The 12457-nt window shown below is 44.1% G+C and carries 8 protein-coding genes; all 8 read right to left on the bottom strand.

Going from position 1 to position 12457, the window contains the following annotated elements; genetic code table 11:
- Nucleotides 1–20 precede the first annotated feature (20 nt).
- Nucleotides 21–1430, bottom strand: a complete 1410-nt coding sequence (locus tag NSB28_RS18735) for a L,D-transpeptidase family protein (RefSeq protein ID WP_109748125.1) — start codon at nucleotides 1428–1430, stop codon at nucleotides 21–23.
- Nucleotides 1431–1652: 222 nt separating this feature from the next.
- The gene (locus NSB28_RS18730) at nucleotides 1653–2693 is read right to left on the bottom strand and encodes a galactose ABC transporter substrate-binding protein (protein WP_109748124.1); all 1041 of its coding nucleotides are present in this window, start codon (nucleotides 2691–2693) and stop codon (nucleotides 1653–1655) included.
- 36 nt (nucleotides 2694–2729) lie between these two features.
- A complete protein-coding gene (locus NSB28_RS18725; RefSeq protein WP_109748123.1) occupies nucleotides 2730–3704 on the bottom strand; it encodes a substrate-binding domain-containing protein in 975 nt (324 codons plus the stop codon).
- Nucleotides 3705–3748: 44 nt separating this feature from the next.
- Nucleotides 3749–5596, bottom strand: coding sequence for a cache domain-containing protein (locus NSB28_RS18720; RefSeq protein ID WP_109748122.1), 1848 nt, complete (start codon nucleotides 5594–5596; stop codon nucleotides 3749–3751).
- Entirely contained in the window at nucleotides 5586–7196 is a 1611-nt protein-coding gene (locus tag NSB28_RS18715) for a response regulator (RefSeq protein ID WP_109748121.1), read from the bottom strand. The genes NSB28_RS18720 and NSB28_RS18715 overlap by 11 nt, the downstream gene beginning before the upstream one ends.
- Before the next feature lie 190 nt (nucleotides 7197–7386).
- Complete coding sequence (locus NSB28_RS18710) at nucleotides 7387–9042, bottom strand: galactose/methyl galactoside ABC transporter permease MglC (protein ID WP_109748161.1); 1656 nt, start codon at nucleotides 9040–9042, stop codon at nucleotides 7387–7389.
- Between the two features lie 18 nt (nucleotides 9043–9060).
- A complete protein-coding gene (locus tag NSB28_RS18705; protein WP_109748120.1) occupies nucleotides 9061–10569 on the bottom strand; it encodes a sugar ABC transporter ATP-binding protein in 1509 nt (502 codons plus the stop codon).
- A 152-nt stretch (nucleotides 10570–10721) separates the two neighbouring features.
- Nucleotides 10722–12020, bottom strand: coding sequence for a substrate-binding domain-containing protein (locus NSB28_RS18700; protein WP_109748119.1), 1299 nt, complete (start codon nucleotides 12018–12020; stop codon nucleotides 10722–10724).
- Nucleotides 12021–12457 lie beyond the last annotated feature (437 nt).

Here is a 12457-nt window from a genome sequence, read left to right as displayed (position 1 = left end):
GTCTTTACAAAATCCGACAATTATTCATATACCACCACAGGGTAACCCTTGTCTACATTGCGGAAGATAATTTCCGCCTGATCTGTGGGCGTATTGATGCAGCCGTGGGACCCATTCGTCAGATAGATATTCCCTCCGAAATAAGACCTGAAATGGCTGGCGTCATGGATACCCACATTTCCATTGAAGGGCAGCCAGTATGCAACAGGCTGTGCATAATCCTGTCCTCTTAGTATCTGTCCGTTTATTTTGGCGTCTATGGCCCAAACGCCTCCGGCAGGAGTGGCATTCCCTTTATTGGGGTCACCTGTCACTACAGGTGTATCCACCAGCTCCACGCCGTCCTTGTAGAACCACATGCGCTGCTGTGAAATGCACACCTCCACATAAGTCCCTCCGATATCATCAGCAGAACGGTCCATGGCAGTATACACGTAAGAGGGCTGAAGACTTCCGTTCATCCCCGCCGAGACAGCAGATATAAGCTCCTCCGTTGTCTTCTCCCTGTCTATGCACCAGCCGTAATCACCGCCCTCCAGGCGGATGGTGCTCCCGTCATGTGCGGTAAAATCTCTTGGCAGCCCAAAGGTATCTGTATCATATGCCATCTGTTTTACCCATTCCGCCGCTTTATCTTTATCCAGAAAATAATTCCCGTACAGATCCTTAGAGAGCATCTGCCTGATGATCCCCCTGTTCACCACCTTCTGCCTGTCTGTAAAATCATATGTGATCCTGGCCCTTGTAAGCTCATTGAGCTGGCGCACTTCCGACTGAAGCTGCTCATCGCTGCCAAGCACCGAAGGCGCCTCATACAGTCCCTCCTTATCCAGGTCCAGGACCGTCTCACCATGTCTGATGGCTGCTGCAGCAGCCTCCTTCAGCCTTTCAAATCTGACCATGTTTCCCTGTTCCTCCGGCCGTATCACAAAACCTGAATCAGTTTCCTCTATAGCAGCATCAGCCGGAGGTGTAACAAGCTTCCCGTCCATAAAAGGCATCCCTTCCAGCAGGGAATCCAGAATCCCCTCATTATAGTCCACAGGAAATGCAATGTGGTAATTCCTGTCCCCCATCATGGCAAATATCCAGGCCCAGGGCTTCTGATCCCACAGCACTTCCTCCGCCTGACTCATATCTATGTACGAGAGCGCCAGCTGATTGCCTGTTATCTGCCCCTCAATCCCGCCTCTGCCCCTTATGGTAAGCTTATAATTCAGCAGATTATTCATAAGTCCGCGCTCTGCCTCCTCAGCCGTCTTGTTTGAACAGCTGACTCCGTTTATGAAAGTCCCTATATAGAATCTCCCGCTGTAATAATACCCCACTCCGGCATATCCGCCGGCAAGTATACAGACACATCCCGCCACAGCACCGGCAATCACTGCCTTTCTGTTCCTACCCCGGAATCTCTCCCAAAATCTGCCCATATGCACTTTCACCTCATGCCTGAAACAACCTTATCCTTATGTACAGCATATGAGGCCATGCCCATTTTCTTTACTTTTTTAGATTTTATCTCCATATACAGAGAGAGGGGACCGGATGTGCGGATCCGGCCCCCAGTGAGAAAAAAGTGTATTACTACACCCTTCTTAATATTATCACTCATAAATGTATATTTCTATTGGTAAAATTTGTCAAAAACACAATTATTTTTCTTCATTAACATAGCTGCTTACATTATCACTCGTAATTTTAAAATAAGACATGTAAATATATTTATCATCTTCGAACTCGATATCTTCCATTCCCTCACCGGAAACAAGGGCAACCGCCAGCTTTGCCATAGCCCCCGCTTGTCCTTCCTTGTCATTATAGACAGTTCCGGCCAGTTCCGAGTCCATGACAGCCTTCAGTCCCACGTCTGTGCCGTCGATCCCGAAAAAAACAGGGAAATTTGCCTCCGTATACCCCAGCTTCTTATAGGCATCAATTGCACCCAGAGCCATATCATCGTTATTTGCCAGGACAAGTTCAATTTTATTCTTATACTGGCCGATCATCTGCTCCATCCTGTTCTGCGCCTGAGCCCGGTTCCAGTTTGCAATCCCATAACTCAGTTTTTCAAGTTCTATGCCATTATTTTTCAGAGTATCAACCGCACTTTCTGTACGTACTATGGCGTCCTGATGGCCTGGTTCTCCTTCCAGTACCACGTATTGTATCTTTCCGTCCTTGTTGCGGTCTATCTGGCTGTTCTCCCGTATCAGGTCTGCAGCCATCTCCCCCTGCATCACACCCGGCTGTTTTGTATAAGCCCCCACATAATAAAATTTATCCCACTGTCTTAAGTCCTCTGCGACAGGCTCCCTGTTAAAGAATATAATGGGAATATCATTTTCCCTTGCAAGGTCGATGATCTCCGAAGTATTTGTCCTGTCTACAAGATTCACGCAGAGGACATTGCAGCCCGCATTGATCAGTTCTTCCACCTGATCATTCTGAGTGCGCTGTGAACCGGCCGCGTCCCTGATGAGCACTCTCGTCTCCAGGTCTTCTCTTTCATAACCGTTTAGCTGTTCTCTGAAGCTTGTAATCAATTCGCTGATGAATGTATCATTCTGGTTATAGCACGCCACCCCCACATGAACCTTGTCTGACGCGGACATCTGCTGTTTTCCGCAGGCACATAAGAGATTCACGCCCATGCAGCACAAAACCCCTGCCGCCAGGATTTTTTTCATTTTCATAATATTCCTCCGGGTTTCTTATCAAAAGCAAATTCGTTACTGACTCATTGTAAAAAGTATCTCCTGGTTTTCTTTTAAAAACAGGGTGTCTCTGCGGAGAACTGTATGGGAAACTGTTATATCCTGCAGACTGCTGAAATAATGCCCCAGTTTTTCCCATATTTCTGTCAGGCTTTGATAGCCCACATTAAATTCATCAGGCACCACCAGGCATTCTGCAAATCCCATATCCAGATAGTAGACTGCCTCCGTAGAATTTCCAATTCCATACACCAGGGCTCCATGCAGATTATTAGCCGCCGAGTAACTTCCGGCTGTTGTCAGGCTGTTATCATCGAGGGCGATCACAAAATCTACCTTCGGCTGATTCCCGGGAGAGTCCTCTTCGTTTCCATCAAAGACACCGGAAACAGACCAGCTGATTTCAACTCCTGTATCTTTCAGGGTATCTGTAAATCCCTTCTCCCTGCTTACTGCTGCCGGGGAATCAGTTGTCTCCGTCAGGATACCCAGGGTCTTTCCCTTAATGTTTCCATTGTAATCTTTCAGCAGTTCCTCCGCCAAAGCTGCTCCCATGGCATAATTATCCGGCCCTGTGGCAGGCAGCCTTGAGGCGTCCTTATTTCCGGATGCCGTATATCCCACCAGCATAACAGGAACCTTATTCTCTATTTTTTTCAGCATTTCCTCTGCATCAGGAGACGGCACCGGCTGTACGATGACAGCGTCAGCCCCATTGTCGATTTCCCACTCTATGGCACTCTTCTCTTCCTCAACAGTCAGCGCACCTCCTGTACTGACGACAAACATTTCTATTCCCTTATCTTCTGCAGCCATTCTGAGCCCGTATTTGAACGCAGCCCACTGATTGTCATCAGAATTCTGAATAATCACCGAAACTTTATAACGGTCTTTCCCGTTCTTCCCCCAGAGCATAATTAAAACCGCAGCAATTACCAGCACCGCCAAAAATGCTTCCAGCAGAATAAACAATTTTCTGTTCTTCTTCATCTCTATTTACCCTGAACCCCCGTAATTATCCAGCACAACCGCAATTACAGCTGCTTCTTGTCAATCATCTCTTCCTTGCTGAATATATGTCCCTTCTCAAGAATCTTTCTGTTTTCCTCATTATACGGAACTGCCGGAATACAGATTGAGACAGAGGTACCCTTATCCGGCTCACTTTCAATAATTAAGCCGTACTCTTTCCCAAAAAGTATCTGAATGCGGTTATTCACATTAATAAGGCCGACTCCTGACCCATGTTTCTGGACTCTGCTGCTGTCTGTCAGTATAAGGCTCACCTCTTCTTCAGACATCCCTATTCCATTATCCGTCACTGAAAGGATAATATTATCAGCCTTCAGCCTTCCTGTAACCTTTATCTCTCCGCAGTCATCCATGCTGCTGACTCCATAATTTATGGCATTTTCCAGGATTGGCTGCAGGATCAGCTTCACCGTACAGTATGAGTACACACACTGGTCCACATCATACTCAACTGAAAATGTATTCTTATACCTGATCTTCTGGATATTCATATAGCTCTGTGCGTGCTGCAGCTCATCCTTAACGCTGATTATAGTGCGCCCCTTTGAAAGGCTGATCCTGAATAGCTTCGCCAGCTGTGAGATCATGAATGAAGCCTCATCATTTCTCTCCCCCTCAACCATCCATGTGATAGATTCCAGCGTATTATACAAAAAATGCGGATTGATCTGGCTTTGCAGGGCATCAAGCTCACTTTTTCTTCTTTCATTCTGCTCCAGAACGATTTTTCTCATAAGCGTGTCTATCTGTTCATAGGAGCTTTGTATAGAATGGGCAAGGTGCCTGATTTCCAGCGTCCCGCCGATATATATCTCCGGCTTTTCCCCGGCCTCATATTTCATAACCGAATTATTCAGCTTCATAATAGGGCTGGAGACCCTGACTGAAACTATACGGTTAATGACGACAAGCATCAACACCATCAGAAGCACAAGCGCCACAATAGAATACCTGATATTGATCATTCCATGGGTAAATGCAGAATAGGGGATCACTCCAACCAGCTTCCAGCCGGTATAACTGATCGTATCCACGATAACCTTCCTCTGTTCCCCTTCAAAGGTCTCATCATAAATACCATCCTTATAATTTGCTGCTATCCCGCTGTTTTCATTGCAGATCCCTTTGCTGATCTGTATCTGCTGCCTGTGATAGATGATTTCCCCGTTGCTGTCACACAGATAATAATACTGTCCGTTATTTAAGGCATTGATCTGTTTCATCATCCGCGAGATGCTTGTATAATCCATATCTACGAGAAGTACGCCCAGATGCGTATCGCCATTGTCAGTCAGCTCCACAACACGGCTCAGTGAAATCACCCAGTAATAGCGCTGTGTGGAATCATTAAACAGATTCTGGATATGGGGCGTGGAAAAATGCATATTCTCCATCTCATCCATGGCCTGCTTATACCAGTCCTGCCTTGTGACATTAGGATCCTCCTTCTGGGACGCCACCGGTTCTGCCGCCATCAGGCTTCCGTAATTATTATAAATGGCAATGCTGCGCAGATTATCCCGGTTTGCTTCATACAGCAGGTTCATCCCTCTCTGGATATTCTGATCCTGGCTGGACAGATCATTTTCTTTTATTACATTGTAATATACAGCATCCGATATCTGCCGCATACTGACCAGATAATTTTCCAGACTCTCTCCTGCCTGTTCCATCAGCTTCTGCGTACTCTGTATTATCTCCTGTCTTGATATGGCAGAAAACCTGAAATACAGCACGCTGCCCAGAAGTAATATAATGGAGATAGATATCACGGAAAATGCAAACATAATGGTAGACTGTATCCCTCTCGGCTTTAATCTCTTCAGCCGGCTGAAGTACTTATTTTTCAACTTCTGTATGCTCCGTTCTGTATTTTGAAGGTGAAACGCCAAACCGTCTCTTAAACACATAGCTGAAATAGTTCGGATCATTGTATCCCACATTCTTTGCTATAATATAGCTTTTTTCATTTGTCTCGATCAGCTGGCGGGATGCCTGATCCATACGGTAATCCGTTAAATACCCGATAAACGAATTCCCTGTTTCTTTCTTAAAAATGGTGGAAAAATAAGAATTCGATACGCCCAGAACTTCACAGATACTGTCAAGTGAAAGTTCCTCATCCTGATAATTATTATGCACATATTCTTTTGCCCTGAATACGAAGGATTTCGTCGACATGCTCCTGGCGCTGATCAATTTTTCACGAAAAAAAAGACTGATATCGATTAGCCATTTCTTCAGCGCATCAGGCTCCTTATCAAGAAGGCTGCTGTACAGTTTCCTCACATCTCCTGTAAAATCTTTGATGACAATATCATTATTCATTGCAAACCTGTATAACGCCCCCACCAGCTCCATAATATCAATATGATGCTGCTGCAGGGATTTATCCGGAAAAGATATATGGTCCAGATATTTATCGACTGCTTCCACAACATCTTCCGCAGGATTTAAACGGATCATTTTAAACAGATTCGCCAATTCCATATCATTTCCTTCGCCCGATTTACTCATCTCCTGGGGAGCGATCTCTTTAATATTGATTGCCCTGAAAGCTCCGTAGATGGCCCTGTAAGATACAGCTTCCCTTGCGCTGCTGTAGGACTGGGGCAATTCCAGAATACTCCTGCAGACCTGTCCTATCCCTACTGAAACAACAGCTCCCATGATCCTGTGGGCATATCTGCAGAATCTGTCGCATTCATCTGTCAGTTCCGGGACCTCATTTTCACTTTTCAGCTGTGTGATCAAAACAGTGTTCCCCAGATATGTTAAGCTTTTCGCCTCCCACTTTTCTCCCAGCCGCTCTTCCGCCTGTTTCTGTACAAAGGTGGACAAAAGCAGAGGATTCGCGCCCTCAGGCACCCTGCTGGACGATGTATGAATGACAACACAGCAGAAAAACGGCCCCGAAAAAGATATTTGATAATCAGAGAGATACTTTGGAATCTCCTCTTCATGGATCCTGCCTTCAATCAAAGAGGAATAAAAGTTAGCCTGCAGAAGGGGCAGCGACTCCATATAGTATTTCTGTAATGTCTCCACGCTCCGCTTTTCGCTTATTTCCTGGTCCAGCTTTATCTTCAGCTGAGTAAACACATTAATAAGCTCTACAGAATTGACCGGCTTCAGAATATATTCTTCCGCTTCCAGATGAATAGCCTCCTTCGCATAATCAAATTCATCAAACCCTGTAAAGAACAATATCTTGGTCGTAGGATATTCCGCCTTAATATGATTCGCCAGTTCCATACCATCCATGTAAGGCATTTTGATATCAGTCATAACAACATCCGGCTGAAATTCCTCCACCATCTCGAGAGCCTTGACACCATTATTGGCATATCCTATTACAGAAAATCCCAGCCCCTCCCAATTGATCTTTCTCATTATGACCTGTATTACTTCTTCTTCATCATCCACTAAAAGAACTGTATATGTATCCATGCCTTTTTCTCCATGTGTGTATTTTTCGTTACAGTTTACGTTATTATAACAAATGCATACGCGAATGTAAATGTAAACGCTGAGCCGGGCAAACGCGGGACATTGACGTATGAATAGTAATACTAAAAGAGCCAAAACTAAGTCTGGCTCTTTTAGCAGCAACTGAATATTTTAATAATTACAATATATATTACTTCTTCTGAACATATTTCAGACAGTCAAGTGTGACTGCTGCCAGAATGATGATACCTTCAAAAACAAACTGAAGGTTTGTGTCAATGCCAAGGATCGTAAGAGAATAAGTAAGTGCGGTAAAAATCATTACACCGACAACTACTCCGGAAATCTTACCAATACCGCCTGTAAATGATACTCCTCCTACTACGCAGGCTGCGATCGCATCCATCTCCCAGCCCTGCCCGTAAGCAGCTGATCCTGAACCAACCATTCTTGCACACTCCAGCCATGAGCCAAATCCATAAAGGATACCTGCCAGAATAAACGCCCCCACTGTTACACGGAATACTGAAATTCCTGAAACTGCTGCCGCTTCCGGATTTCCGCCCACAGCATACAGATTTTTACCAAAGGTTGTTTTATTCCAGATAAACCATATGACAATGATTGCAGCCAGTGCCCAAAGAATAATAGTCGGGAATCCATTCACTTTCGGAATGATCATGCCCGGGATGGACAGCTCAATAGCGCCGAAGGACACACCTTTTGTTGCATATGTTACAAGACCAAAGATCACAAGCATGTTTGCCATTGTTGAAATAAAGGGATGCATCTTGAATTTGGCTGTAAAAAATCCCGCTATTGCAGTAAAGCACGTACATAAAAGCACACACATCACCAGCGCCAGGATAACTCTTCCAACAATGGGTATCCCTGTAAAATCAAATACATGCCCGAAGACAGAACCTGTATTAATACCCTGATGCATAACAATAGTCGCTGTAGTCATACCCATACCAATCATTCGGCCAATCGAGAGGTCCGTACCGGTAAGGAGGATCAGTCCGGCAACGCCCAGGGCAAGGAACATTCTCGGAGAAGCCTGCTGAAGGATATTCAGGACATTGTTATACGTAAGCAGCGGTGTATTTTTAATGATAGGAGTGATAATACACAGCACAATAAAAATCAGGACAATCGCAATATACAGACCGTTCCTCAAAAGGAAGGTCCTTCTGTTGAACGTATATTTATAATTTTCCCATTTCTGTTCTCTTGACTCCATAAAGGTGAATTTCGACATACGCAGCATATCTATCAGATGATATTTATATGTATAAGCAGCATGCCTTCTGTCTTTTATCTGCTGAAGCTCCTTCTCAAGCTGCATTTTTGCATCAAACAGCCTGTTCTTATAGACATAATTCTCATCCTTCACTTCCTGATGGTCAGAGAGTTTTGAGACGATTTTCTGATGTTCGCTTTTCAGTTCTTCAGTCTTTTTGCTGTATCTGGCCTTTGCCTGTGCTTTCTCCTGGTCACAGCTCTGTTTAACCAGCTGGTAATAATCCCTGTCAAAGTGTGTCTTCAGATAGGATTCCGCATCAGCAATCAGTTTTGTAACTTCATCTTTATTTTTCGCTTCAATTGATTTTGCCTTTTCCAGTTCACTTCTATATTTTGCGATCTCTTTTTCTTTTTCATCCTTTGTAAGCGCACGGTCTCTTTTTATACTGTCAATAATATTCTGAAAAGAAATAACCTTGTCTGTACCGTCCACTCTGAGGCTATCGATCTGTTTCTGAATTTTACCTACATAATCCTCGATTGGCTGACGCAGCTTCTTCTCCTGTTCAACCGTAAGAATCTTACTATTTCCATTAGCCATATCCATCAATCTCCCTCATTATAGGTATTTTGCACTGAGCCTTAAAAGCTCCTCCTGATTTGTCTCATTTGTATTGACAATTCCAGAAAGGCGTCCATTTGACATAACACCAATACGGTTCGTAATACCCAGGATCTCGGGCATTTCAGATGAAACAACAATAACCGTCTTTCCCTGCTTCGCCATATTGATAATCAACTCATATATCTCATATTTCGCTCCAACATCAATTCCTCTCGTAGGTTCATCCATCATAAATACCTGCGGCCCGCGCTCCAGCCACTTTCCAAAAATGACTTTCTGCTGATTGCCGCCGGAGAGGCTTGAAATCATGTCTTCAGGTCCCATGCACTTCGTATGCATGATTTTTATCTCTTTTGAAGTAGCTTTTACCATCTTGGAATCGGAAAGTGCAAATCCCGACTTATACTGTTCCAGATTTGCAATCGTGGTATTGAAAATAAGATCGCCCTTCAAAAAAAGCCCGTTGGCCTTTCGTTCCTCAGTAATCATGGCAAACCCATGGTCCATGGCTTCTTTTGCACTGCTGAAGTTCATAAGTTTTTTATTAAAGTAAACACGTCCTGCTGCTCTTGTACGGACGCCGAAAATCGTTTCCAGAAGCTCTGTACGCCCTGCACCCACAAGCCCGTACAGTCCGAATATCTCCCCTTCTCTCACATCAAATGAAATATCCTGCAGATGGGGTTCGAACTTTGTAGAGAGATTCTGAACAGAAAAAATCACATCCTTCGGTGTATTGTCCACCGGCGGGAAACGATTATCAAGTGAACGGCCGACCATGGCTGCGATCAGCTCATTCATATCAGTATCCTCAGTCTTCTTTGTCATAACCAGGTTTCCGTCACGAAGCACTGAGATCTCGTCACAGATCTCAAATATTTCATCCATCTTATGAGATATATAGATCAGGGAGATTCCCTGCTCCTTCAGCATTCTCATCATTTCAAAAAGCTTGCTGACTTCCTGCACTGTCAGAGAGGAGGTCGGTTCGTCAAGAACGATCACCCTTGAGTTATAGGATATCGCTTTTGCTATTTCACACATCTGCCTCTGTGATACAGACATATTCCGCATCGGCTGAGTGACATTTACTGTCATGCCCAGTTTTCTGAAGAGATCAGAGGCTTCCTTTTTCATCCTGCCTTCATCGACTACACCCATGGAATTGACAGGATAGCGGCCAAGGAATAAATTATCAATCACGTTTCTTTCCAGGCACTGGTTCAGTTCCTGATGAACCATGGCAATACCGTTTTCAAGAGCATCTTTTGGTCCCGAAAAACTTACTTCCTTGCCTTCAAGGAAGATATTGCCCTCATCTTTCTGGTATGTGCCGAAAAGACACTTCATCATTGTTGACTTACCGGCGCCATTTTCTCCCATAAGCCCCATAACAGTTCCGCGCTTCACATCCAAGCTGATACGGTCCAGAACTCTGTTTCTGCCAAAGGACTTGCTCATGCCGCGTATCGATAAGACAATATCATCTTTCTTATCTTCCATTATTTTACCCCTGTATATGTATTTTTAGTTGATTGACCCTAAATTCAAGAACGCTCCGGCGTTCTTGCTGTAGCGGCCCGTCAGCTCTGATAACATCATAGATCTGAACCGCTCTGCAATCCGCCGGAGCATCCTCCATGTTTCGATAAATATTACTGATTAAGTAAAGATGTGTAAGAAGCGGCATTATCTGTCTTAACCATGTTGATTGCAAATGCATCATACTGGCTTGGATTTCCAAGACGGTTTGTAATGTTAGACTCAGTCTGTCCATCTCCGCCTATATAATCAACATCCAGATTAAGAAGATCATCATATTTCTGCAGCAGCGGCTGGTATGTTGAGCTCAGGAAGTTATCTGCAGCATTATAGATATCAAGCCAAACCTTCTTTACAGCATGTGTGCTTTCATCAAGCTGTTTTGATACCGGCTCATAAACCATTGTGGAATCTGTGAAATCCTGATAGTTATCAGCTGTAACTGCAACATTTAATGCATAGTAGGAACGCTCTTCTTCTCTGTATACATATACATCGTCAGACAGAACATTTCCGGCTTCGTCAGCTGTGCCGATACCTGTATCGATATCTACTCCGTCAAGAGCATTACGAAGAACACGAAGTGTCAGGTATGCCTGTACATCTGCATGCTGGCTGATCGTTCCGCCGTAGCCTTCTGCGATAGCTGCCACTGCATCACTGTTTGCATCGTATCCAAATGTAGGAACCTTATTGTCATTTGACCATGCATTGAACATTGACATGCCCATTCCGTCATTATTAGATACAACAACATCGATCTCATCGCCAAAAGATGAAGACCATGTGCCGATCGTATTGCCTGCTGTAGCTGCATCCCATGTAGCACCTGCGGAGTTCTTCATTTCCTGAGAAGCAAGCTCCCTGACTACATATGTCTTTCCGTTGACTTCAATTGATCCGTCCTGTACTGCGGATGCTGAACCGTCTGAGTTTGTTCCGATTGGTTCACTGTTGATGTCTCCGTCTTTCTCAACGCCTGTGCCAAGTGCCTTACGTACACCTCTTGTACGGGCGATAGAGTCATTATGTCCGATATCTCCGATTGCCAGAACATATCCGATTACGCCGTCACCGTTACGGTCGATGGTGTCAATGTTTTTCTCGATATACTCTTTAACCATTGTACCCTGAAGCTCAGCGCCCTGGTTTGCATCGAATCCTACATAATATGTATCTTTATTATAGTTCAGAGCTGTCATATCAAGCTCGCCTGTAGAACTGTTGGATGGCTGGCGGTTAAACCATACTAAAGGTTTATCCTTGTTTTCCACCTCTGCTGATTTTGTTAATGTCACATCTGCTGGAACCTTTGCTGCTGTGTCTGCCTTTTGGGAATCACCGGCACCATATGCGGTAACTGAAAGTCCGAGCACTGCTGCCATAGTCGCTAAAGCAATTTGTTTCTTCATATACAATTTCTCCCTTCACTTTGACACTCTTTTTTCGTGTTCTTTGTTGATATTGACAGTATAACTGATGTTTATCCGATAAAACATAGAATATTTTTCTACTTTCATTGAAATTTTTAAGGTTTCTTCAGTTATATTTAATAATTTTTAATGTGTTTTCTGGTCATAACGGGCAATCCTCACAAACAAAAAAAATAAACCCTTGAATAATCAAGGGTTTATCAATGCCGACGACCGGAATACATCCGAATCAATGTGTCTATATTTCTACGACATTTTTTATTTACCTTGCGGATTTACATGTCGACTAATGTCGTAACTTGCGACCGACAATAATTGACATCCGCTGTAAAATGTCTTATTATAATGATGTTTTCATAACTCGTGCCGGATTCCTTACCGGCACTCCTGTAACCCCAGGTACTCCCTACCCGGGG

It is taken from the genome of Murimonas intestini (genome assembly GCF_024622195.1).
GTDB classification, from domain to species: Bacteria; Bacillota; Clostridia; order Lachnospirales; family Lachnospiraceae; genus Murimonas; species Murimonas intestini.
The sequence above is the reverse complement of the archived record's forward strand: the minus strand, read 5'-3'. Positions and strand labels throughout refer to the sequence as shown.

Coding starts and splice junctions, on each gene's coding strand:
- NSB28_RS18735 (WP_109748125.1), bottom strand. CDS start 1,430: ATGGGCAGATTTTGGGAGAGATTCCGGGGTAGGAACAGAAAGGCAGTG.
- NSB28_RS18730 (WP_109748124.1), bottom strand. CDS start 2,693: ATGAAAATGAAAAAAATCCTGGCGGCAGGGGTTTTGTGCTGCATGGGC.
- NSB28_RS18725 (WP_109748123.1), bottom strand. CDS start 3,704: ATGAAGAAGAACAGAAAATTGTTTATTCTGCTGGAAGCATTTTTGGCG.
- NSB28_RS18715 (WP_109748121.1), bottom strand. CDS start 7,196: ATGGATACATATACAGTTCTTTTAGTGGATGATGAAGAAGAAGTAATA.
- NSB28_RS18710 (WP_109748161.1), bottom strand. CDS start 9,042: ATGGCTAATGGAAATAGTAAGATTCTTACGGTTGAACAGGAGAAGAAG.
- NSB28_RS18705 (WP_109748120.1), bottom strand. CDS start 10,569: ATGGAAGATAAGAAAGATGATATTGTCTTATCGATACGCGGCATGAGC.
- NSB28_RS18700 (WP_109748119.1), bottom strand. CDS start 12,020: ATGAAGAAACAAATTGCTTTAGCGACTATGGCAGCAGTGCTCGGACTT.